General features: G+C 41.8%; 17 protein-coding genes. 8 read left to right on the top strand and 9 right to left on the bottom strand.

The window, feature by feature from the left end:
• Positions 1-4: 4 nt before the first annotated feature.
• The gene (locus tag ACYRY3_RS36490) at positions 5-244 is read right to left on the bottom strand and encodes a DUF2283 domain-containing protein (RefSeq protein ID WP_460206605.1); all 240 of its coding nucleotides are present in this window, start codon (positions 242-244) and stop codon (positions 5-7) included.
• 221 nt (positions 245-465) lie between these two features.
• On the opposite strand from ACYRY3_RS36490, the gene lysS reads away from it, so the two are divergent.
• The 4 genes from lysS (at position 466) to ACYRY3_RS36470 (ending at position 4,260) form a co-directional block, all read left to right on the top strand.
• Complete coding sequence (lysS, locus tag ACYRY3_RS36485; protein ID WP_460206604.1) at positions 466-2,151, top strand: lysine--tRNA ligase; 1,686 nt, start codon at positions 466-468, stop codon at positions 2,149-2,151.
• 326 nt (positions 2,152-2,477) lie between these two features.
• Positions 2,478-2,864: a helix-turn-helix domain-containing protein gene (locus ACYRY3_RS36480; protein ID WP_460206603.1), complete on the top strand. Its 387-nt coding sequence runs from the start codon at positions 2,478-2,480 to the stop codon at positions 2,862-2,864.
• A gap of 120 nt (positions 2,865-2,984) precedes the next feature.
• Entirely contained in the window at positions 2,985-3,680 is a 696-nt protein-coding gene (locus ACYRY3_RS36475; RefSeq protein ID WP_460206602.1) for a hypothetical protein, read from the top strand.
• 64 nt (positions 3,681-3,744) lie between these two features.
• Complete coding sequence (locus ACYRY3_RS36470; RefSeq protein ID WP_460206601.1) at positions 3,745-4,260, top strand: hypothetical protein; 516 nt, start codon at positions 3,745-3,747, stop codon at positions 4,258-4,260.
• 86 nt (positions 4,261-4,346) lie between these two features.
• Here the strand turns inward: ACYRY3_RS36470 and ACYRY3_RS36465 are convergent, their stop codons facing one another.
• Entirely contained in the window at positions 4,347-4,943 is a 597-nt protein-coding gene (locus tag ACYRY3_RS36465) for a glyoxalase-like domain protein (protein ID WP_460206600.1), read from the bottom strand.
• A gap of 198 nt (positions 4,944-5,141) precedes the next feature.
• Here ACYRY3_RS36465 and ACYRY3_RS36460 point away from each other — a divergent pair, with 198 nt between their 5' ends.
• Both ACYRY3_RS36460 and ACYRY3_RS36455 read left to right on the top strand, forming a co-directional pair.
• On the top strand, positions 5,142-5,783 hold the full coding sequence (locus ACYRY3_RS36460) for a sigma-70 family RNA polymerase sigma factor (protein ID WP_460206599.1): 642 nt from the start codon (positions 5,142-5,144) through the stop codon (positions 5,781-5,783).
• A gap of 80 nt (positions 5,784-5,863) precedes the next feature.
• Complete coding sequence (locus ACYRY3_RS36455) at positions 5,864-6,919, top strand: tetratricopeptide repeat protein (protein WP_460206598.1); 1,056 nt, start codon at positions 5,864-5,866, stop codon at positions 6,917-6,919.
• Positions 6,920-6,931: 12 nt separating this feature from the next.
• Here ACYRY3_RS36455 and ACYRY3_RS36450 read toward each other — a convergent pair whose 3' ends face one another.
• The gene (locus ACYRY3_RS36450; protein WP_460206597.1) at positions 6,932-8,383 is read right to left on the bottom strand and encodes an efflux RND transporter periplasmic adaptor subunit; all 1,452 of its coding nucleotides are present in this window, start codon (positions 8,381-8,383) and stop codon (positions 6,932-6,934) included.
• 1,140 nt (positions 8,384-9,523) lie between these two features.
• Here ACYRY3_RS36450 and ACYRY3_RS36445 point away from each other — a divergent pair.
• Positions 9,524-11,653: a PAS domain-containing sensor histidine kinase gene (locus tag ACYRY3_RS36445; RefSeq protein ID WP_460206596.1), complete on the top strand. Its 2,130-nt coding sequence runs from the start codon at positions 9,524-9,526 to the stop codon at positions 11,651-11,653.
• Positions 11,654-11,715: 62 nt separating this feature from the next.
• Positions 11,716-12,513, top strand: a complete 798-nt coding sequence (locus ACYRY3_RS36440; RefSeq protein ID WP_460206595.1) for a response regulator transcription factor — start codon at positions 11,716-11,718, stop codon at positions 12,511-12,513.
• Positions 12,514-12,692: 179 nt separating this feature from the next.
• On the opposite strand, the gene ACYRY3_RS36435 is transcribed toward ACYRY3_RS36440, so the two are convergent.
• From ACYRY3_RS36435 to ACYRY3_RS36410, 6 genes are all read right to left on the bottom strand, one after another.
• On the bottom strand, positions 12,693-13,661 hold the full coding sequence (locus tag ACYRY3_RS36435) for a hypothetical protein (protein ID WP_460206594.1): 969 nt from the start codon (positions 13,659-13,661) through the stop codon (positions 12,693-12,695).
• A 145-nt stretch (positions 13,662-13,806) separates the two neighbouring features.
• Positions 13,807-14,526 (bottom strand): PEP-CTERM sorting domain-containing protein, encoded by a 720-nt coding sequence (locus tag ACYRY3_RS36430; protein ID WP_460206592.1) that lies wholly within the window; start codon positions 14,524-14,526, stop codon positions 13,807-13,809.
• A gap of 58 nt (positions 14,527-14,584) precedes the next feature.
• Positions 14,585-15,565, bottom strand: a complete 981-nt coding sequence (locus ACYRY3_RS36425; RefSeq protein WP_460206591.1) for a PEP-CTERM sorting domain-containing protein — start codon at positions 15,563-15,565, stop codon at positions 14,585-14,587.
• 480 nt (positions 15,566-16,045) lie between these two features.
• The gene (locus tag ACYRY3_RS36420) at positions 16,046-17,212 is read right to left on the bottom strand and encodes a fatty acid desaturase (RefSeq protein ID WP_460206590.1); all 1,167 of its coding nucleotides are present in this window, start codon (positions 17,210-17,212) and stop codon (positions 16,046-16,048) included.
• 209 nt (positions 17,213-17,421) lie between these two features.
• A complete protein-coding gene (locus ACYRY3_RS36415; RefSeq protein WP_460206589.1) occupies positions 17,422-20,241 on the bottom strand; it encodes an MFS transporter in 2,820 nt (939 codons plus the stop codon).
• 469 nt (positions 20,242-20,710) lie between these two features.
• Positions 20,711-23,677, bottom strand: a complete 2,967-nt coding sequence (locus tag ACYRY3_RS36410; protein WP_460206588.1) for an amino acid adenylation domain-containing protein — start codon at positions 23,675-23,677, stop codon at positions 20,711-20,713.
• Between the last annotated feature and the right edge of the window lie 33 nt (positions 23,678-23,710).

Raw genomic sequence — 23,710 nt, 5'->3', positions numbered from 1 at the left:
TCAGCTACGGAGTTGGAGCAAAGTGGAAATCTGCTATCAGTGGCATTTCGAGAACAGGGTTCTGCGATAACCTTTGAGAAAAGAACAGAATTTCTAAGTTCTCAATCTCACCGGTAGTGGGGTTAAGACGAGCAATGACACCATAGTCGATTTCAGCTGGTTCTTGTTCTGGGTAAGGATGGCGCTTGTTAACATACAGGATATCGTTTGCGCGATCGTATTCAAATTGTAACGTGCTTTGCATATAATGTCTCTTGGGTAATGTTTTAGGTAATGTCAGCAGCAAGCAGCAACATTGCTTTTGTTTCCCGTAGTGGACGCTGACGCAACTGTCTGCGCTTTACAACAAACAGTAAACCCTTATCTTCAACAAGCGCAGTTAGTCAACAACTGTTTTGTGGAGTGAATCGATATACTGCGGCTAGTTCTCTATAATTAAATCTTGCCCCAATTAGTTCGTTAATCATGTCGGAAGAAGATATTCGTGCCACGCGACTGGAGAAAGTAGAACAACTGAAGCAGCTAGGCATGAATCCCTATGCCTACCATTGGGAATTAACCCATCATGCCGCTGAATTACAGGAGAAATTTGCGGATTTACCCAAGGGTGAAGAAGTTGATGTTGAAGTTGCCATTGCCGGACGGATTATGGCGCGTCGTGTTTTCGGTAAACTGGCTTTTTTCACCTTACAAGACGAAACGGGCTCAATTCAGCTTTACTTGGAGAAAAAGCGTATTGAGGAAGGCATGGCAGATGTGAACGCCGATGCTTTCAATCACTTGAAGCAACTGACAGATGTTGGTGATATTCTTGGAGCCAAGGGAACAATCAAACGGACTGAAAAGGGCGAGTTATCTGTATATGTAAAAAAATACACTATTCTTACTAAATCCCTTCTCCCCTTACCTGATAAATGGCATGGGTTGACGGATGTTGCCAAACGCTACCGTCAGCGTTATGTCGATCTGATCGTTAACCCCGAAGTTCGGCAAACGTTCCGCCGTCGGGCTCAAATCACTGCGGGTATACGAAGATACCTGGAGCAGCGTGATTTTATTGAAATTGAAACTCCTGTTTTGCAAGCAGAAGCAGGGGGGGCAGATGCCCGTCCGTTCATCACTTACCACAACACCCTTGAGATAGATTTGTACCTGCGAATTGCTACAGAACTCCATCTCAAGCGCTTAATTGTAGGTGGTTTTGAAAAGGTATTTGAACTGGGGCGAATTTTCCGTAACGAAGGCATTTCTACCCGTCACAATCCCGAATTTACGACGATTGAAGTTTACCAAGCTTATGCCGATTACAACGATATGATGGCGCTAACGGAGGGTATTATTACCACCGTTGCCAAAGAAGTTCTCGGTACACTCGAAATCACCTACCAAGGTACACCAGTGAATCTCACTCCACCCTGGCGGCGTGAAACGATGCACGATTTGGTGAAGGAATATACAGGCTTGGATTTTAACTCGTTCCAAACTTTGGAAGAGGCAAAAGAAGCAGGGAAAAATGCAGGTCTTGAAGGTATAGAAGATTGCCCATCAATTGGCAAGCTGCTGAATGAAGCTTTTGAGCAAAAGGTGGAGGAAAACTTAATTCAGCCTACCTTTGTCATCGATTATCCGGTGGAAATTTCGCCACTGGCAAAACCCCACCGTTCCAAACCCGGAATTGTAGAACGTTTTGAATTATTCATCGTCGGGCGGGAAACAGCCAACAGTTTCTCCGAGTTGACCGACCCCATTGACCAAAGACAGCGTTTGGAAGCCCAGGCTGCACGCAAAGCTGCTGGGGATCTGGAAGCCCAAGGGGTTGATGAAGATTTCCTGACAGCACTGGAATACGGTATGCCACCTACCGGGGGTTTGGGAATTGGAATTGACCGCTTGGTTATGTTATTAACAGATTGTGCCAGTATTCGGGATGCGATCGCATTCCCATTGCTCAAACCTGCTAGCAGCGTTATTAAGGGATTTGACTACAACTCAGCAACTCAAACACTTACAATTGAATTTAACAATGGAAGCGTTTACGAGTATTACAAAGTTCCTCCTGAAGTTAAGGAAGCGTTAGAGAATGCGCCATCTGATGGTAAATACTTTAACGAATCTATTAAAGGAAAGTTTAAGTATGAACAGTTGAGTTGAGGACGTAAGCCAAACATATCCAAGGTTTACGATGGCTTTAGAGATAATTTATAAAGTAGGTTGGGTTGAGGAACGAAACCCAACACTCAATCAAATTGTTGAGTGTCACTTGTTTTACCCAACAATAAATTTAGCAATTTAAGATGAACTTTATAAATGACCTCTCTTGCATAATCTACCTTAATGCTAACTTTGACGTAGGGTGTGTTACATTTGACAAACGCACCTTACAAATCTTTAGATTTTGATTGCTATTACTCCAAAATTAAAACTTGATTCCCCTACAAATGAGCAAGTATAATTTCTAAGCTTGGTTGCAGCAAAAAGTGAGCGACGATCCAAAAGTGGTTCTGGCAGGAAAACTAGAGTACTTACGGGTTTACCTAATAGACGCAATGCGCGAGTTAAGGACGAAAGCAGGACTGACTCAAGCACAACTAGCTGAAAAATTAGGTGTACAGCAAGCAGCAGTATCTAAGTTGGAGTCGGCGCTTAAAGACCATGAATTGGAATCAGTGCTGCACTATTTGCATATCTTGGAGGCAGATTTGCTCGTAGCTGTAAAGCGGGGAGAAGATTTCTATCAGGTAAGCGACAAAGAAGAAGTGTTGCTGATAGACGTGCCAGTGTCAATTGCACAAAAAGCTGAAGATGCGGGAATGAGCCTGCGTCAATATGTCCATGCAACTACTGAAAACTATTTCCCAAAATAGGAAATGTAAAGGGGAGCTTTACAATTGACAATTGGCACCCTAGCAACCTGTATATTTTATATTAAGTAGAAGTTTAATTACAGAATATAGAATATAACATGGTTTGAGGTAGAACATCTGTTGCAAGCAAAAGAGATAAAAGATAAACTGAGAGCACTACTGAAAGAAGCATCTTCCATCGACTCTAACTTAGCGAAAAGATTAGATGAGGTAAATCGCTGGGTGAAAGACGTAAAGCTTGGTTCTCTTACAGCTAAGAAATTCGTTATTTTATTTTTGCAACAGATTATTAATGACTCTCGAACTTGGTTAGACCTCAAAACCCTAAATTCAGAAGATGAAAGGCAAGCTTACTATGCAAAAATGACACCGACTGAAAGATATTGGTACGGTGAGTTATTCCCCAAATGGTTAAACGAAAATGACCCAAAGTTTTACATATGGAGACAAAAACTCATGGCGGGGGAGTTCAGTCAAAAAGATGCTGCCGTGATGAATTCCATTGCCGATATTATTAAGCTTCGCAAAGGTAGTGTTTTGCAACGTTATGTTGCAGATTTATCAATGGCAACTGATATAATTGTCAGTAGTACCCAGGGAAACCCTCTGTGTATTCAACTGACTAGTTTATCTGAAGATTTTGCTCACGATAAATCCCACGATTGGGAAACAACTTTACGACTGTGGGGAATAGAGAGAGGATTATTTTTAAGTTACAATCCTGCCATGAGTGATTTTGTAAATAGAATGGTCAATATCACATTGTACAACAGCGATCGCCTTTCTATAGAAGTCTATCTAAAGTTCAATTTGTAGTTGTCGGTTATTTTCATTAAATGAGTACTTATAAAAACATTCTTTAATAACTAAAGCCATTCAAATGAACGAAGAATTAACTGACCATCAACAGAGATTAGAGAAATTCCTTCAACATTTAGAAGAAGCACGGAAATTACAAGACGACATATTTAACTACGGGCTTGATGCTGCTTACTTGTATGTTGAGGATGTGGATGGTGATTGGTTGGAGAAATGGGGAGAAGAAGACGACGAACAACAACAGAAGATTTTAGAATCTATAACTGCGTTTTTGCAAAGCGATGACTGGGTAGCTATCAGGATTCGCAAGCAGTTAAAGGAAAAAGGTACATCATTACCAGACCTTGCTAGTAAATTAGAAAAGTGTCTGTGTATTGCTGAACCTCATGAGAGAGTCTTTGAGGTCAAGAAAGTGTTCGCTGCTACGCTGACAGGTGGAAAAGCCAGTCTTAACGATCGCAATGAATACAGTGAATTTGATTTACTAGATTTAGCAGAAGAAATGCTGGAAAAATTGGCAAAAGTCTTAGACAACGTTTCGGAAAGCGCCTTTAGCTGGAAATATGGGTCAAATTAGGGAGGATGGATAGTAGTTAGTGGTTAGTAGTTAGTAGTTAGTAGTGATTTTAACAACTACCCACTATTTACTAACCACTAACCAAACTAATTTGCTACTTCAGCCATTTCAATAATGCGACCTTCATAATCCTTAACCAAAAAGTTAAGTGGCTTTTGGCTGCGAATTTTGAATTTCAAGCCACGGGTTTCGACTTTCATTAAAATCATTTCCAAACAATCGCGGTCAAAGCAAACGTGGCGCTGCTGATTTTTAGTACCTACACTCGCTCCAGTAATGACATGCAACTGAGTATTTTTCTTTAGCTGATACCAAAGCCCATCACTAGCACTTGTCATTCTACTACCCGCAAAGGAGGGGCTGCTAGATAGGTAAAGGGGATCGATTCCCGTCGCACCTATAGTTTGCTCGTAGTTGTAGTAGTAGTGTAAAGGCACTTCAGCTGCTGGCAAATCGAGTAGCCCTTCATACAACTGTCGTGCTATTTCTAAATCGGACACCATGACAGTATGCACTTTTGGGGCACTGGTGAGGAACATCCACATGGCACCAGCATATGCTGCTAGTAGCATCACCATTATGCCTTGAGTGGAAAACAAGCTGTCTAAGGGTAAGAAAGGCAAGAAAGAGCCTATGGTATGAGGAACTAGCAGGGACGGTAACACGCTAAAAATTATAACCATGAATACATTGAGAACTGTATAGGGATAGCCGCTTTTAACTTTTGTAGATCTAGGACTTAGCTTAAATTTGTATTTCTAGTGTATCAATTACAATACATTCTAACTGTTCATCTCAAGTAGACCAACAGCAGGATATTATTGCGGTTAACAATAAGATTGCCACTCTTACTCTCATTTTAGCAACATACTCTCATCCGAATGGTACAAATACCTCATTTTACCGAAGCCAATCATCCATTGGTGAAATCGCTCTTTCATCACAGTGACCAGGAGCTACTGACTCAGTTTCAACAAGAGCCGGATGCTGGCAAATACTTTACGGCAATTTTTTGCCGATACACTCCTATAGTTTATACGTTGATTCGTCATTCCGCCCGCTCGCCCGTGCAAGCGGATTATTTGTTTGCTCTGACTTGGCGGCATATTTATTACGAACTTCGGGGATTGGATTTAAACAGCGGTCAGCCAGCTAGGGAAGGTCTTACCCTACAAAACTGGTTGATTAACATGACGGCATTTTGTATCAACGAAATTCAATTACCACCAACCGAAGCCATTCATTATTCTCTCAAAACAACTTCTCCGCCGTTGTGGTGTTATGTAGAACAAGCTTTAGACCAGTTACCACCAATGCTGCGGTTGATAGTCGTGATGGCTCAAACTTTCCACTGGAGCGAAACAAGAATAGCTGCCTACCTACAAGCTGAAGGAAAAGCGATCGCTCCCATCGAAGTAGCAAATTTTCTCCAACAAGGTTATCGTATGTTAGAGGAAAAATTACCAACAGATATACGCGCTATCTACTTAGGGGAGAATTTCCTTCAACCTGGAGTTGCGTGATTTTACGTAATAACGTGTTTATGGGTTGGTAAACTTTAATTTTTTTAACCTTTTACTTAAACCCGCCACGGGAAAATTTTATGAAAAGATGGCGTTTATTCCCAGGAGCAAATTATATTTTGCTGTTAGCTGTTTTGCTACATCCATTTGCAGCAACCGCAGGTGACATCACCGAACAACTCCATTACCCTGTGAATCGTTCGTTGGTACAAGAATCCGCAACTGCAGCAGATGAGTTGGTGCGCCAGGGAGAAAAACAATACCAGCAAGGACGTTCGGACAAAGCAGTTGAATCTTGGTTAAAAGCACTGGAGCTTTATCACTCAATCGGCGACCTGAAAGCACAAGGTCTAACTTACGATTCTCTCAGTAGGGGTTACGTGCAACTTGGTCGTTATAAGGAGGCGGAAGATGCTATGCGTCGGCGCTTGTCCATTGCGCGTGATATCAAGGACTTCCAAGGGCAAATTTTTGGCTTGAATAATATCGGCAGTTTACTTCTACGAAAAGGAGAAAATAAAGCAGCTTATCAAACCTTGACAGAAGCAGTAGAAATAGCCAGCCAGTTAAAGAATACTGAAGGTCAAGGGCTATCTTTCAATAGTTTGGGTTTGGCAACAGCAAGGTTGGGAGAGTACAACAAAGCCATCAAATTTTACGAAAAAGCACTGACTTACCGCCGTCAACTCAATGATGTTATTGGTCAAGCAAATACCCTAAATAATCTCGGTGATGCTTACTCAGCAGCTCGTGATTATCGAGGTACCATTGGCGCTTACGGCGAAGCACTGGGGTTGGCTAAAATAGCAGGCGAAAGCACTAACCAATTACGAGCAATTGACGGTTTAGTCATTGCTCATGGCGAAGTCAAACGTTACGAACGTGCCTTAGACTTGCTAGAACAGAGACTAGCCCTAGCAAAAGAATTAAAAAATTTGCGGGAAGAGCTGAAGTCATTTGAATCTTACGCTCAATTATACGAGCGCATGGGCGACCTGCCAACGGCTCGGAATTTTTATGAGCGAGCGGTAATCTTAGCAAGGAATCTCAACGAAAACAAGTGGGAAGTGCAACTGGTTGATAAAATCACTCAACTTCGACGTAAACTGACCACTGCATCTAAGAAGGGGAGATAGTGGTTGGCGTAGTTAGGCGTAGGGTGGGCAATGCCCACCGATATAAATAGAATGACAAATGACAAATGACAAATGACAAATGACCACGTACAGTGTTGGATGCACTAACTGACCGGGTACGATCCGCTGAGTACCATCTGCAATCACTGTGTCACTGGGCTGAAGTGTACCCCGCACGAGAACACGGCTTCCCTGTGTGTGCAATACCTCAACGTTTTGTTGTTCGACTCGATAAGACTTTGTTCCATCTGATAAGTTTTCTGCTTCTCTTAAGGCATAACAAGACCACAAACCACGCTCTCCACGTACCAATGCTGTGATTGGTACCCAGTATCCATTGGCTCTAATTGTTTGCGGAATTGTCAAGCGTGCGATTTGTCCGGGAGCTACTGACTGCGCTCTCGATTCCTCTAATGTCAACACCACAGTTCGAGTACGAGTTGTGAGGTTCACTTCTGGTAAAATTGATGAAACTTTACCTTTGTATGTTTTTTGTCCTATTTGTAGGTTCTGCGTACTTCCCAGTTGAATCTGTGGTATTAACTGTACGGGGACACCAATCTCTACTTCTGGTTTAGTGTTTTCCACCAAGCGCACCACTGCTTGACCTGCATTGACAACAGTGCCTTCATCTAAGCGACGTGCTGCAACGATCCCCGAGAACGGAGCTTTGATTGTACTCTTGGCAATTTTAATTTTAATTTGAGCGATGCCAGCATCTAACTGTTTCACAACTGCCTGTTGTGCTGCTATCTGTTCTTTGCGCGTGCCTGCTAGTAACTCATTTAATTCACTGCGGGCGGCTGCCAACCGCTCTAACAAAACATTAGTATTAAAGGCAACTTCTTCATACTGCTCTCTAGAAATAGCTCCTTGATTGTATAAATCTTTTCTTCTGGTATGCTTGATTTCTTCTAGTTTCAACTGTTGTTCTATTTGTTTGACTTGGGCGCGGGCAACAGCTATTTTCTCCGCTCGCGGTCCGGCTTTGAGTTCCTCAAGAACAGCTACAGCTTGGGCTTTGCGGGCAAGTAATTCTTGAACTTGAGTTTCTAGGTCACTGCTATCGAGTTGTGCTAAGGGAGTTCCCGCAGTAACGCGTGAGCCCCGATCTACCTTTAGCTCCACTACCCTTCCAGAATGCTCAAAACCCAACTCACTGACTCGCATCGCTGCAACTTCTCCCGTGTAAGCCTGTGATAATTGATAGGACTTGGCTGCTTCGATCCGTTGAGTTTTCACCGGAATAACACGGTTATTAGATATAATTTTGTTGTCATTTTTTTTCGTACTGGAGTTTAGCCCTACAAAAGCAAGACCAGATACAGATAGTAGCAGTATAGCGATCGCACTTACGGAGGTGAATCGCCTTTTTCTCCACTTGAAACTTGGCATGACCTCAATTAAAGTGCCGTCATTTAACTGCAACACCGTATCTTGTTCCTTATTTGACTTTTTTTTCATAAAACTTACCTAACTCATTGATTTTGAGAATCTGATTTGCCGCAGTTTCGTGATTTTTTCACCATACCTAGTAGGGATATGCTGTACAAAAGCTCGCTCCTGGGACTATGCCCTACCTACGGTACTGAAAAGTTTTTCATAAATGATTTAAAATCCCTATATTTTTATGGGGTATTAGTAAAAACAGCTGATGTGTATGCAACACAGAAATGAAAAAGAATATTTTAAGTAGATCTAGAGTGTCAGTTTAGTATTCAAGAATAGGTTTGACCACAGTTTCTGACTTTTGTCAATACTAAATTTGTTGACATATCGACGCTTTAAACAGCGCTTCTGTATTCAGAAACCGGGTTAAGTAGAATTAATGGACTACTGCTCTAGACTCAAAGGGTCAACTTTTTCTAAAAACAAACTCTCTTACGCAAATTTCGGAAATTTAAAACGATTTGTGAGAACAGGTTTTTATCCAGCCTTAAACATAATAGGACTTACGCAAAAAAACCGGTTTCTATGAAAAATAGCCCATTTACCCAGCCAATAGCTAAGAAGAAACCGGATTTTTGGGAATTGATGCGTAAGTCCTGAAAATAGGATACATTATCTAACCAATATGAAATGCCTAGTACAGAAAGGCTGAAGTATCAAGGATAAAGGATGAAATTAAAAGGCTTACACTGTAAGCTTTGGAGCAATTTACAATGGTTGCCTTATTTACGCCGACTTGTACTAGTATTTTATTATTCATCCCTCATAACTATTTGAGGAAAATAAGAGGATTCTCCGTTCAATGAAGATTTAGTAAAAATGGCATTTCCATCTCCGCAGGAATTGCCCCACGATGTGTTCTATCAATTACAAAAATTGTAAAGTTTTGTAAAGATAGGCGTAATTGCCAAAATCTGTTCTGATTCCTTAATTAAGGATTAAAAATGAAATATCGGCTTTACGGTAGGGTAATTGTGTGAAAACACTCTATATTTTCATGCATACTTACACGATACTTTATGAATTTCACTATCATGTGAATTCCAGTAACTATCTTTTAGAGAAATGTGGAGCAAACTATATAAAATGGATAGATATTATACAAGATAATCAAATTTAATAGCAGAGAAAAAATAGAAATTAACGACTGGTGTTATGGTTTCTAGTAAGTTTGTTTCAGAGCAAGGTCAGATAGGATGCATTCTAAATCCAGAAGAAGAATTGCAGTTTGCTAAATTATTTCTAGATCGGACTACAGTTGCTATTTTCTGGGTAGATTCAGAAGCACGATTTCTTTATGTCAACAACTCAGCTTGTGTTACGACTGGCTATTCTCGTGAGGAATTTTTCTCAATGACTGTCGAGAAGCTGAATCCCCTCTTGCGTGGAAAAGATTGGTCGAATTACTGGAGAAAAATCAAACAAAAACGCTTTTTGACCTTTCAATCTCTGCAACAATCTAAAGAGGGCAGGAGTTTTCCGGTGGAAATCGCCGCTACCTATTTGAAAGATTACGATAGGGAGTGCGCTTGTCTAGTGGTTAGCAACATCACCAAAGAGCAGCAAAGAGAAACAGTCCTAGACTATCACTCAAGTCATCCCAAAAACTCAGTTTTGTGTGAAAAAACTGAAACTTTATTGAATACACTAGAAAAAACTGAATTTTTTAGCCCCGATATTGAAGACTTAACCGACTCTACAGATTTGGCTATTGAGCCGTTAGAATTGAAAGTTCAAGATTGTACTGCTAAATTCAATAATATTAACGAACGATTGTGTTACGAGATGAGCGATCGCACTCAGGTAGAGTCAGCACTGCAAGAGAGTGAAAAACGGTTTAGCGCCACATTCAATCAGGCGGCTGTCGGTTTAGCCCATGTGGGAACAGATGGACACTTTATACTAGTTAACCAAAAGTTTTGTGACATTGTGGGTTATACATCAGAGGAATTGCTGGAGCGAGCTTGTCCGGCTATTACCCATCCTGACGACCTGAAAACTGAATTAGAGTATGTTTGTCAAATCTTAGCAAATGAAATCCAGACTTACTCAATGGAGAAGCGCTACATCTGTAAAAATTCTTCGTATGTTTGGGTTCATACAACTGTGTCCCTTGTTCGAGGTTCAGACGGCTCGGCAAAGTATTTTATTATTGTTACTGAAGATATCACAGAACGCAAGCGCATTGAAAAAGCACTGTGTCAAAGCGAAGCTAGATTTCGCACTTTGGCAGAAATGACTAACGTCATTATATTTATTCAACAAGGAACCCAGTTTTGTTATGTCAATCCTGCGGCAGAAGCTATCACAGGCTACAAAAGAGAAGAGTTATTAGCTCACCCTGATATTTGGGAATTAATTAAAGAGCGCAGACAATTACATCGACAACAACAATTGGTTTTTGTCGAAAATGAAGAAATCAAGCGCTGTGAAGAAGAAATGAAGATTCTGACCAAAACTGGTGAGGAGCGTTGGCTAAATTGCTGTATTGGTTCAATTGAATTTGAAGGAAAGTTAGCTGTATTGGGAACAGCGATCGATATTACCAAGCACAAACAAGCGGAAGTAGACATTAGACAGGCTCTAGAACAAGAAAAAGAACTTAGCGAACTTAGAGCACGTTTTATCTCCATAGTTTCCCACGAATTCCGCACTCCATTAAACAACATTTCTTTTTCTACCAGTTCGCTGAGACGCTACGGTTACAAATGGACTGAGGAGGAAAAACTTGAGTATCTCTATGGTATTGAAACGGACGTTGAACAGATAAACTCATTGCTAGATCAGGCGCTGATTATTGGTGGTTCGGAAGCAGGAAAACGAAAATTCGATCCACAACCACTCGATGTAGTGCAATTGTGCCGTCACGTACTGGTAGAAATGCAAATGCAAGACAGTGGTGAGCACGTCTTGTCTTTTGTTAGTCAAGGTGACTGTTTAACAGCTTGCGTGGATAAGAACCTGCTACAGCCCATTCTGACAAATTTGCTCTCAAATGCCATGAAATATTCCCCACCAAGCAGTCAAATCGATTTGCAATTATCTAGCCAAAATGAAAACTTAATTTTTCAGATTAGCGATCGCGGAATTGGTATTCCACTGGCAGATCGACAACAATTGTTTGAGCCATTTCATCGAGGTAGTAATGTTGGCGAGATAGAAGGCACAGGGCTGGGGCTATCAGTTGTCAAAAAATTTGTAGATTTACACGGGGGTCAAATTCACGTGAACAGTACTGTTGGTGAAGGCACTACATTTATTGTTACTTTGCCACTCCTGAATTAACCGAAGACCCAGTAGTGATTACCTTCATAATTTCACTAAATCGGCGGAGCGCAGAGAAAATTATGAAAAAAATTCTAATAATTGAAAATGAAACACGAACACGCAATCTCTTTTTAAACAGTCTTAAAACAGATGGTTACAACGTCATTGGGGTTGAAAATGGTCTTGTAGGTGTCCAATTAGCAAAAGAGCAGTTACCGGATTTGATAATTTGCGACATTCAAATGCCGGGACTTGATGGTTATGGCGTGCTGAAAACACTACGGGAAGAACCTCTCACAGCAGTCATTCCCTTTATTTTTCTCACTGCTAAAGTTACCAAAGCCGAGCTACGCCTGGGAATGGAACTCGGAGCTGATGACTATCTGACTAAACCCTGTAAGGTAGAGGAATTACTGCGAGCGATCGCCATTCAACTGGAAAAACAGGCAATGCTCAAGCAGTGGTATTCTACTGAAAGTCAAGTCGTGAAAGAGTCAGAGCCTATTAATACTGCGATCGTGCCAGACCCTCAATCAATTTTTCCTGACAGCTTCCCCCAACTCCATCCAGTCTTCCAATTCATCGAAGAAAATTATCACAAACAAATTAACCTTAACAATGTAGCTGAGGCAGTTGGTTATTCTACTGCTTATTTAACCAATTTAGTCAAACGTCAAACTAACAAGACTGTATACAACTGGATTGTCGAGCGCCAGATGGCAGAAGCACGTATGCTGCTTTTAAAGACTGATGAACCGGTGAATCAAATTGCTGCTAAAGTAGGTTATCCAGATGCAGGTCATTTCATCCGTCGGTTTCGCCAGATTTACTCTATATCTCCAAAACAGTGGAGAAACACACATCGTACACAGTTTTGACGGAACAAAGTCCAAGCTACATTGTTGATGGACTTTGCTAGGTGGTGATTCCGACGTAACACCACAACAAATTATCTGCGATGTCATGTTATCAAATCGCGTCAAAACGTATTGACAACCAAAAAGAGGCTTTCATCCCTGCCTTAAAGGGCACAGATGAAAGCTGTTTTCCCGATCGACTAAATCGACGAGCCGCGCTGGTTTTTCCATCTTTTCTGAGAAGAAACAACACCTAAAGCGCCAAACATCAGTAAACCCAACGCCGAACAGGGTTCGGGTATTGATACCGCTCGAAGAGTGCCCAGAAATTTAAGATTTATGATACCGAAACCGTTGCCCGTAGTAAAATTACTGTCATCAACGTTGTTGTCTTCAATAACTACTTGGACTCCACCACCAGCAGCAGTAACATCTTGTAAGAAAGCATTAGCCAAAGCGTCTGCAAATGGATCTAGCCCAGCCACTTTTGTTGCCTTAGTTGGGTCAGTAAAAGCGGTGTCAATATCATCAGACAGTTGAGTTGTTGCACCGTAATCGAGTACTGAGTAGATATTAGAATATCCGACACTGACTATTTTCTGTGTCCCATAGGAGAGGAACACTTCAACGTCATCTGGATTAGCTCTATATATTCTTTCCTCAATATTTGAATTAGGACTAGCGAACCAATCTTGACCGAGCTTATCTTCACCTAAATTCCAGGTTTTGGTAAAACTTCGGTCGCTTTTTTGTCCAAAACCAAATCCAAGATTGCTGAAGGAAATCCCGTTATTAGTTAAAAAGCTGCTTAAGGTTGGGAAACTAGCGATCCCAGTAACGGTTGCTGTTCTGGTAGAATTGCTTGGAGGTTGTTCGGGACTTCCTTGACGACCAGTCGTGTAATAAGGAGCGCCATTACCTGATGCATTCAAGCTGATATCTCTATGACCAAAGTCTAGGGCATTAGGATCTAGCCTGAAGAAAGCTGAATACCCTTCGTTCTCGGATGGTATTCCCTCTAAGCTCAGCGTATACGCAGATTCGATTGGTCGTGATGAAATATTTTGCAGTCGATCGAAGTTGAAAGTTGCAGCTCGAGCAGATAGAGGAGCTGACACTGCGATAGTGGTAGTTAATCCCAGAAGTGTTGGAAGGTGGTATATACGCATAAAGGTTTTAACAAGGCTAAAAGAAATACAATGGTTATTTTCTGACTATATGTAAAAATTACTGTTTTATATATAAAGTTCTGTTGAAAAAATGAGCGAGCGCGGGGGCGTTACGACTCAAAAAATTTTCAACAGAACATTTCACTTAAGCCGAGTGACGCAACTTAGATGCAGCTAGTACCGCACCAACCATTAAGATTGCTAGCGCACTACTAGGTTCGGGAACCAAAGCAATATTCCTATCGCCTTGAATTTCCCCAAACTTTAAGCCTGCAATCGGGACATCTGCTCCTGCTGCAACCAGAAAATCGCTGAACTCCTGAGCTATGAAGGTGTCGAAATTGAGCGTTACAGTTTGATTGTTAAGATCGACTTTTGGAGGAGCCAATGGCTCCAGAGTAAATACTGGCAAACCAGTGTTTGCCCTATCTAAAACATCAAGGTCAATAGCTGGTTGGGCAAATAAGTCTCCTATTTCTAGTTGAGGAGGAAGAGCAAGCTTAGTCGTGTCTACGTTGAAAAATATGCTGCCAGTTAAATCTACTGTGCCATTAAGGGGAATAAATTCTTGTGTGACATCATCGTAGCTGAAGGTAAAGTTACTAATTGGATTGTTAGGGTCTGAACTGGCAGGAAGGACGTTAAAACCATAGGTGTAACCCGGAGCTGGTTCGGCTGTATTTTCTACGAAAGCCAAAGATAAACCCAGGGACTCCAGCACCTCAAGTGCTTCTGCATCAACATTGACACTCTCTTTACCACCTACAAATTGATAGACCTTGGCTTCAGCCTTAACAGGTAGGGGAGCCTGTGCAACAATGGCAGCAGTCACTCCAAAAAGTGTTGAAAGCAGGTAATTACGCATATAATAATTTCTCACAAAGGTTTGCAGATTCTGTCAAATTCAGATAACAACAATAGTATCAACAGGGTTTCATACCCTCAGACTTTTTCCCCTTTTTCTTATATTTTGTCATCCACGGAACTACACCTACAACTCCAAACGTTAATAATCCCAACACTGGGGAGGATTCAGGTACACTCTTACTACTGACTACTCTAATCTCTAATGGAAAGGACAAATTGAAGATTTGATACTTATCAGTAAAGGCCACAGAAATATCAGAAACCTTAGGTTGGTCTTCAGAAACAAACTGAACACTTCCACCAGCCGCCACATCTTGCAAGAAAGCATCAGCTAACCCCGACGTTAAGGGATCTAGACCAGCTACTTTATACGCTGGGACAGGGTCAGTGTAAAAGACATTCCAATTGTCATCGGAGACAACACCACTGCTATTATCTGAGATTACGTAAAAATCTGAATATCCAAAATTAATTATCTTAGTTGTTCCATAAGTTAGAAACAACTCTACATCATCTGGATTCGCTCGATAAAGCTGCTCCTCAATAGCTGAATCTGGGCTAGAGAACCAATCTTGACCTAGCTTATTTTCTCCTAAGTTCCACGTTTTGGTTAAATCTCGATCGTTTTTTGGAGCAAAACCGAAGCCAACACTACTGAGGGGAATATTATTTTTGTTTAAGTAGTTGAAGAGGTTATTGAAGCCTGTAAAATTTTCTAAGCTTGCTGAGCGAGTTGCACCGCTTTGTTCGGGACTGCGCTCCCGACCTATTGCATAATAAGAGGTGTAAGTCGCATTGATGCGGTTACCCACACGACCTGTGTCTGGGGCATCGGGATCTAGATTAGAGAAAACTGCGTATCCTTCATTCTGAGACCAATCTCCATAAAGAGAGAGTACATTATTAGACTCAATCGGTCTTGCTGATAGATTTTTCACTCTGCTATAGTCATAGTCCGCAGCTTGAACAGTCATAGGTTTTAAGACAGCTATGGTTGTGGTCAACCCTAAAAGTAGAGAAAGAGCAGATTTAGCCATATTTTGACAAACTCCTATGAATCGATAAAACTAGGGCAAAAAGGAAGTTGTGAATTTAATTTGTAGATTCGTCCTTGTTGTTCGGTTTTGTTACATTACTTACTGCAATAATGATACTATCATCAGTAGCCCTACACTTTAAGAAAGTTTAAGAAACATTGATTTTTTTTAACAAGAGCAACGAGCACTTTGATAGACTGCAAACCTATTACAAAAGCTTTGTTTTTTACTTGGTAGATGTTGTCATGTTATCTTTTATGACGATAACAAGTTGAAAACACGCTTGCAATCGATATTCTTTTGAAAAAATGGGATATTTCTTTGAAGAAATTAGCCATTTTTTGGCTGTTGCCTTGTCATATTTGTTTACAGGGGATGGGCTGAAATAATGGTATACTCACCTAGTCTTGCAACGAGACTTTCACTAAGCAATCTCCAGTTTTAGACCTCTGTTAAGAGTTTGGGTTAAACAATCAGAAATTATGTCAAATGTTTCACAGATGATTGTTGCTGAACTTCTTTAACAGATTGGTAGCGTTTTTCAGTGGCGTTATACAGATGGCACTGACTAATGATTTGCTTAATGAGCGACCATGAAAAATTAACCTCCCTGATAAAAGGTTTCCAATTCTGTTGAAGACTCTGATGAGCTAAACGCAGGTTATAGAAAGGGATCGCAGCTGAAACGTGATGGGGAATATGATAGTTAATGTCGTGGCAGAAAAATTCAAACCATCGGGGGTAATTACATTGAGTAGTTCCCCAAAGTTGAGCTTGGACAGCATTCCACTCAGTATTTTCTTTCCAAATGGTTTCAGGAGATGTGTGGTGAAGTAGAGTAATTGTGCTAAACCAAAAATGGAACATCAGCCAGGGAGCTAGCCAAAACTTGATCAGTCCCCAGATTCCTGTAGTCAGAACAAGGGTAGGTAAGACAATCCCAGCAAAAGCTAGCGAGATCGCGATCGATAGCTTTACCTTGGAACGGTCTTTTGTAGATAATTTAGATGTATCGAGGGTGATTTGGTACCACCAACCCAGAATCGTTATTAGCCACCAAAATCCTCCTTTCAGCTTTTGATAAATCCAACGAGTCTTTGGTGGTAAGCTTTCATAAAGCTCCACTCTGAAGGGGTGCCAGTATGGATCTGCTTTTCCATTTGATATGTCTTCCAATTGCTTCAAACCTTCCCCTCCCAGCTTATTTGTATGAGCGTGGTGGCAATTGTGTTGAATCCGCCAATTGTAAAATGGGTAAAATACGGGGGTCATAAATAAGTGCCCTGCTAAATCGTTTACCCACGGTTTTTTGGCAAAAGTATAGTGACCGCAATCATGACCTAACATAAAAAAACCAGTTAACGCTATACCAGTCCAAATCCACACTAGTGGTAACCAGTACCAGGGAAGAATTGCCATCCCACAGTAACCCAAAACAATGAGCAGAAAACTAATTAATGCACCAGTCCAAGCTTTCCGAGGATTCTTGTGAAAACATTCAGGGGGTATTGTTTTGATAACATCAGCTAGAGTAAAGTTTATCTCGCCCAGAGCAATTTCTTGGTTCTGATGGCTGATTATTTGATTTGACCTATGGGTTCCCCCCAAAGTAGATAAATCCTCAATTCGATAATTTTTTGTTTCCATTATTAAATCTTCCAAACTTAATTAAGAACTACAGTTTTGTCAACTTTCACTACTTGCTTTTTTTAGGAACATTCCAATCATGTAGGGCTTCTAGATACTTCAGGAATACTTGTTAGTAGTTTAGGGTGGGCAATGCCCTGCCAGAAGACTCATGTGCTTGGCTTTAGCCCTACATAAGTGTATTTCAAACATCCAAAGGCAATAGACCTTTATGCAGCTTGAGAAGTAAAAAATGCTTTTTTAGGTTGCCTCATTACCCGCTCTAAAAATATTACCAAGCTGATTAACAACAAGCTAAATATATAACGATCGCCGAACATTTTCATGGTGATGGAGGAAAGTAAAGGTCCAGCGGTACATCCCATGCTATACACTGCTGTGAATAAGGCACTTCCAGAAGATAATTCATCTCGCGAAAGTTTTTCTCCAATGAGTGCTAATGATAGGGGGAAAATAGGAGTCAAGCTAGCTCCAGTAATAAAGGTAAGTAACTGAACAGCAATTAAATCCTGCGTTAATGAAAGCGATAAGATAGATAATATGACGACACAAACACTCACCAGAAGAACATTGATTTTGCCAAATCTATCTGCAAAATGTGTAATCGGAATCGTCGCAAGCAAACCTCCAACGACGAATATAGAAAAGGTATAGCCTATGCTATCCACACTATAGTTTTGTTGGAGAAGATACACTGGATATAGGGAGACTAGAACTGCTTCAGCAAAACCGAAAGCAAATGCACCTAACAGAGGCACTGATAGCCTTTTAAAAATTCCAGTACGTGAAGATGGTTGAAAAACGACAACCGTTTCAGGTATACCTATCAAGACGACTACTATACCGCTGAAAATTAAAAGACTACCTAAAGAAAAAGCAAGTGTTGGTGAAAATTTATAGAAGACGGAAGCGATCGCAGGACCAATACCGAATCCTAAACTAAAGGTAAGAGCATACAAACCATTAGCTATCGCCCGATTACTTTCACGGCAAAAGTGGTTTAATCCTGTTTGTCCGCTGACGAAGTACAAACTGCAAGCAATACCCATGACAGCACGTATAACAAACCACAAGGACACTTCCGTGGTCATGGTAAATAGAGGCGCAGTTAAACCCATGAGTCCCAAGCCAAACATCATAGTTCGCCGCAGCCCTACTCGGGGCAACATCTTTGCGACAACGGGGGTTCCCAAAGTGATGGCAAGATAGTACAATGTAGAGTTCGCACCTATCAACATTTCAGGAACTTTATGTTGAGACATGAGTGTTGAAATAAAGGGACTAAAAAGCCCCATAGATAAACCAGACAGGAACCCGATAATGTATAAAGCTGGTAATCCAGTGGAAAATGGAGAATTTGAAACTAATTTGGGCGCATAGCCACTTGCTTCAGGGAACAACTCATTCAGGGGAATTGATAGCTCTTCTACTAGGGTTTGTGCGCCATTTTTATCCTGGATTTCCGTTTGACAGCTTTTCTCGTATTTTGTAACCTGCTTAGCCGATTGAAGCGCCCTAGGAGCATCTTGTGGCGTTCCTTGAAAGGATGATTTAATCTTTGTAGGTGCGTCTTGTAGCGTGCTCTGATTAAAAGGAACGATTGTAGCCCCGTCTTGTGGTGTCCCCCGATCGAAGGGAACGATCGTAGCCCCGTCTTGTGGTGTCCCCCGATCGAAGGGAATGATTGTAGCCCCGTCTTGTGGTGTCTGTTGGTAAGGAAATCTAATCACTGTAGGTTCGTCACTACCCTGAAATCCATGTTGAAACCGATCTCTGGGGGGCAGCAATGGTGGTTCCTTTCCTGAAATTTTTAGGGCGTTTTGCCCCTTTTTTGGCGCTCCAAGTTTTTCCTCGTAATAGTTCTGCATGGGGAAAGCAAGAGCTTCCAGCATTGCTTTAACTGCTTGCAGAAAACTATCCGGTCCGCAAACATAGACTGTACGTTCTTGCAAGTCAGGGGCGATCGTTTGCAGCATTGCTTCAGTCACTTTACCAGTTAAGCCCATCCAAACATCACCCGGTTCTGGCTGAGTCATGGTCATTGCCAGACGGAATGTGGGCATACGTGCTGCCATTAGCTCCAATTCCCGTTTGAAGATGATATCTCGGGGAGTACGGGCGCTGTGAAAAAAGACAATATCAGACCCATCTGATGATGTATCGCTCATCCACCGCGTTATGGACATTATTGGAATGATACCGTTCCCAGAAGAAATCATCAGCAGTTTCTGCGAGGGTTTGTCAAAACAGGTAAATTCCCCCATCGGACCGCCAATTAATTTCACCGTACTGCCAACAGTGAGGCGATCGTGCAACCAATTAGAAACCAAAGCCAGTGACCTATTGCGGGAGTCGGTTGCACGCCCCACGCGTTTGACGGTAATTTCCAGGCTGTGGGGTCTTGAAGGTGTGGAGGAGATGAAGTAGGAGCCCAGTATCGACTCCCCATTGATGTCCACCTCTAAGGTGACGTATTGCCCTGGTTTATAGCTAAACAGCACCGATGGTTCGGCGACTAAACGAAACGTTTTTACATCCGCTGTTTCATCGACTATCCCCACACATCGAACGAGCGCATCATCCTTTATCCATTGACCCGTGCTGTATTGTCTCCCCCCCTGAAAGGTTTCTCCACTTAACAAAGATGTCTCTATTGCTTCAACAAGGATGACAAATCCCCCGATGCGGATAATGTCATTTTCTTGCAGGATATAGCTCTGGTTAGCCTTGACCTCTTCATTGTTAATTCGGGAGCCGACCTTACTACACAGGTCAGTAAAATAATACTGTCCTCTTTGAAAAATAATCCTGGCGTGTATGCGGCTGACCTCAAGGCTCATCAGAACTAAATCACAGTTTAAGGCTCGTCCAATAGTACACTGACCTTTTCCGTTTGTTTCTGGTGTCAGATCCATTGGGTGGATCTCACCTGTTTGATAATTGAAAACTTTGATTTTTAGCATTTCCTCTATTTCCTTGTTGAGGATTCCGTGTTTTTCTTTGACAACAGCAAAGAGAGCAAGCAGCAAGCCTTGACAAACTCAGGTGAGTGCCTTGGCTCAAATCCTGCTTAAGGAAGTGTCGAAATTTTAAAATTAAATTGCATTATTGCTTTACAGATTTCGGATTATAAAAACTAAAACCCATTAAAAGCTTTGCTAGTATTTATGTCTCTGTATTACTCCATCAAGCCCAGAGTTAAAGATTACGGAATCCTTTAAAAAACTACATATTTAGCTATGACTCAAAGTTTCCAAGCACGGTTGGCATTAACAATGGGGGAGGGAGAGAGTTTTCCGGTTTTTGCACAGATTGTTTAATAATAACTAATTAACCGGGCTTAATATAAATTCTCCTTTGAATGTGGTACGGAGAGCAGCGCCGTGCTCTCTTAACCAGAGTTGAGGCGACTGCGGAACGCCCTCACCCGTCTTTTGTAAATGGCTCTCTGGAAGCCCGCACCACAAGAGAAAGTTGGGGATGGGTAGCTTGCCGATTCTACGCAGTTATTGTTGCGTACACGGCTGCAAGCACGCTATTCATAAGCTCCAAGTATTGCTTGCCAAGTTGGTTGATGGTTTCGGGACGGTGGAAATTGCTAGAGTACTCGATTTCTAAGTGCAAGCTTCCATTGACAATGGAAAAGAAAAACTCCAGCAAGGTTGTGCGTTTCTGCTCGGGAGGAGACAAACGGCGATCGCGATCTTCCTCTGGGAACTCAAACAACTCAAAAGAGGGTAGAGTGCGGTTCCCCAGGTAATTAGCTCGTATCGGTGTCAAATTAGCGTCAGGATAGATATGGCTGGGCAAGCGATCGGATATCCAATCAAATGTATTACCATTCATTGGCAGCCCATCAAATCCATCTTTAATATTCTTAATAATCTGTTCCCACTTTTCCTGATGTTCTACATTGATGCCCACTGGGAAATTGACAGCATAGTTACCAACGCTTTCCCAGAACAGATGATTCTCACCCAAGTCCCTACCGTTAGTGCGATGGCTAACCACTACCCAAGATTTGTTAGACCAATTTGCCATTAGCTGGTATAGAGGAGCCAGTAAAAGAGTATACACATTACAACCATAGTACTGTTTGGCTTTGCGTAGCAGAGCATTGGTTTGTTCTTTAGCCAAGACAAATTTTTGACTGCAAGCAGAAGCCTCATCGTTCGAGCCTTGAAGATGGTCAAAAGGAACTAAGAACGTGTATTCCCTAGAAGGAAACTGGGAATTCCAGTAATCAACATGGCTCGCCAAAGCTCCACCTTTATCTTGTTCCACAAGCAAACGCACGTAATCTGTATAAGACTGTGGAGAAGGGTTTTCAAAGCTGACATTTCCACCCACCAACATCCGGTCATATGCGTACCAGAGTTCCTTAAATAACACGCTCGTACTGAGCATATCAGCAATGATATGGTGTGCGACGACTGTAATGTCATAGCACGATTCACTTACCTTGACCGCAATTGTCGCTAACAAGGGCCACTCATCAATCCGCAGTTTTTGGCTGCTTTGCTGTATCATACTGCGAATTTGTTCATCGCACTGTTCAGTTGTCAGATGACTACCATCAAGAAAATTGACACTCAGTTGCTGCGGTTGATTGAGCACTCGCTGTTGCCATTGCCCTTTGTGTGACACAAAGACAGTACGCATAGCGGGATGGCGTTTCACCATAAGGTTGAGAGCTTTGTTAAAAATATCCAGATTTAAGGATTGGTGGTATAGAAAACGCGTGTACCCCGTCCACTGGTAAGGGGGTTGAAAGTATGATACGAGCCAACGCTGAGCTGGTCCTAGGGGCAAGTATTCATCTGATGACTCGATTGCTGTTGATGAATCAGTTGCAGTTGCAGTTGCAGCTTTTTCTGTTGTTGGACGGTTCTCCGGTAATAAAGCCTGCAGAGCTTTACGATCTAGCTTACCATTATGATTTTTGGGCAAACTTGCAAGCCATTCCAATCTTTGAGGAATCATGTAATCCGGCAGTTGCTTGGAGAGATGTTCCTTAATTTGTCTGTTGTTGACCTTCTGTCCAGACAACCAAGCGACCAACCTTTTTTGCCCAAAGCCATAATCTACTGCTAAGACTGCTGCTTCACGCACGGATGGGTGAGTATTGAGAATACTTTCGATTTCTCCAAGTTCTACACGAAAACCGCGTATCTTAACTTGGTGGTCGATACGCCCGTGATATTCAAAACTACCATCTGGCAATTCTTTCGCCAAATCGCCAGTTCGATAGAGTTGTTCTCCAGGAATCTCGGGAAAGGGATTGGGGCGAAAGGCTGCTGACGTTCGTTCCACATCGTTCAGATAACCCTTAGCCAGTTGTATACCTCCTATCCAAAGCTCTCCTAACTGCCCCAGCGCGACTGGCTGCATTTGTTCGTCTAATATTTTGATGTAGACATTATCAATGGCTTTACCGATAGGAATATTTTCATCAGGGCGCTGAGCAATGATATGGGCGGTCACGTCAATAGACGCCTCGGTAGGTCCGTACAAATTTGCTAACCCAGTACCCATGCCATACTTATCAATCCAACGCTGTATAAAAGATAACGGTAAAGCTTCACCACTAAAGATTAACCAGCGCAACTCGGGGAACGACCAAGTTTCATCTTCCAAAGCACTGATAAACTCTCCAAACAGCGAAGGGACAAAGTGCATAACATTGATTTGGGTATCCTTTATCCACCGTGCAAACTCCCAAGGGTTGATGACTGTTTCCCTTTCTACAGGGCAAATGGTAGCTCCTTCCATCAGCGTCCAAAAGAGTTCCCAGACCGATATATCGAAACAGAAAGAAGTTTTCTGTGCTACCCGATCTCCGGGTTTTAGCTGAAAGGTTTTTTGCATCCACTCTAGGCGGTTCATATAGCCTCGATGGTTGAGCATTACGCCTTTAGGACGACCGGTAGACCCAGAAGTATACAGAACTGTCATCAAGTCATCTGGGAGATTAGTATAATTTAAGTCCTCATCTGAGACAGCAGACCAAATATTTTTATCAACTAGGCTTAGTTCTTTTCTTTGTTGGATGGTTTCTCCATTATCCAAAAACATCAAGGTATGCAATAACGACTTCTCATCCAAGCATTCTTCGAGTTTGGAAGTTACTTGAGACTCAGTAACCAAAGTGCCAATTTTTGCATGCTCTAGAATATAACGTATGCGTTCTGCTGGGTAAGAAGGATCGAGGGGAACATAAGCGCCTCCAGCTTTGAGGATAGCTAAAATCCCTATTACCATGAGAGAACCGCGTTGGGTCATAATTCCCACCAATGTATTTGGTCCTACACCTAAACTACGCAAATAATTTGCAACCTGATTGGAAAGGCGATGTAATTCGGCGTAAGTCAATTTGGTTTCTTTATGCAGTACAGCTATAGCGTCAGGTGTTTGCTGAATCTGTTCGACAATTTTTAGGTAAGGAATTTCTACAATATTGTTCATTTTAATTATTTCCTAGTAATGTTTCTTGCCTTC

Source organism: Scytonema sp. NUACC21, from assembly GCF_054684315.1.
The sequence above is the reverse complement of the archived record's forward strand: the minus strand, read 5'-3'. Positions and strand labels throughout refer to the sequence as shown.

Excerpts from the sequence above, each read along its gene's own strand:
- ACYRY3_RS36490 (WP_460206605.1), bottom strand. The coding sequence starts at position 244 with ATGCAAAGCACGTTACAATTTGAATACGATCGCGCAAACGATATCCTG.
- lysS (WP_460206604.1), top strand. The coding sequence starts at position 466 with ATGTCGGAAGAAGATATTCGTGCCACGCGACTGGAGAAAGTAGAACAA.
- ACYRY3_RS36470 (WP_460206601.1), top strand. The coding sequence starts at position 3,745 with ATGAACGAAGAATTAACTGACCATCAACAGAGATTAGAGAAATTCCTT.
- ACYRY3_RS36465 (WP_460206600.1), bottom strand. The coding sequence starts at position 4,943 with ATGGTTATAATTTTTAGCGTGTTACCGTCCCTGCTAGTTCCTCATACC.
- ACYRY3_RS36460 (WP_460206599.1), top strand. The coding sequence starts at position 5,142 with ATGGTACAAATACCTCATTTTACCGAAGCCAATCATCCATTGGTGAAA.
- ACYRY3_RS36455 (WP_460206598.1), top strand. The coding sequence starts at position 5,864 with ATGAAAAGATGGCGTTTATTCCCAGGAGCAAATTATATTTTGCTGTTA.
- ACYRY3_RS36450 (WP_460206597.1), bottom strand. The coding sequence starts at position 8,383 with ATGAAAAAAAAGTCAAATAAGGAACAAGATACGGTGTTGCAGTTAAAT.
- ACYRY3_RS36445 (WP_460206596.1), top strand. The coding sequence starts at position 9,524 with ATGGTTTCTAGTAAGTTTGTTTCAGAGCAAGGTCAGATAGGATGCATT.
- ACYRY3_RS36440 (WP_460206595.1), top strand. The coding sequence starts at position 11,716 with ATGAAAAAAATTCTAATAATTGAAAATGAAACACGAACACGCAATCTC.
- ACYRY3_RS36435 (WP_460206594.1), bottom strand. The coding sequence starts at position 13,661 with ATGCGTATATACCACCTTCCAACACTTCTGGGATTAACTACCACTATC.
- ACYRY3_RS36430 (WP_460206592.1), bottom strand. The coding sequence starts at position 14,526 with ATGCGTAATTACCTGCTTTCAACACTTTTTGGAGTGACTGCTGCCATT.
- ACYRY3_RS36425 (WP_460206591.1), bottom strand. The coding sequence starts at position 15,565 with ATGGCTAAATCTGCTCTTTCTCTACTTTTAGGGTTGACCACAACCATA.
- ACYRY3_RS36420 (WP_460206590.1), bottom strand. The coding sequence starts at position 17,212 with ATGGAAACAAAAAATTATCGAATTGAGGATTTATCTACTTTGGGGGGA.
- ACYRY3_RS36410 (WP_460206588.1), bottom strand. The coding sequence starts at position 23,677 with ATGAACAATATTGTAGAAATTCCTTACCTAAAAATTGTCGAACAGATT.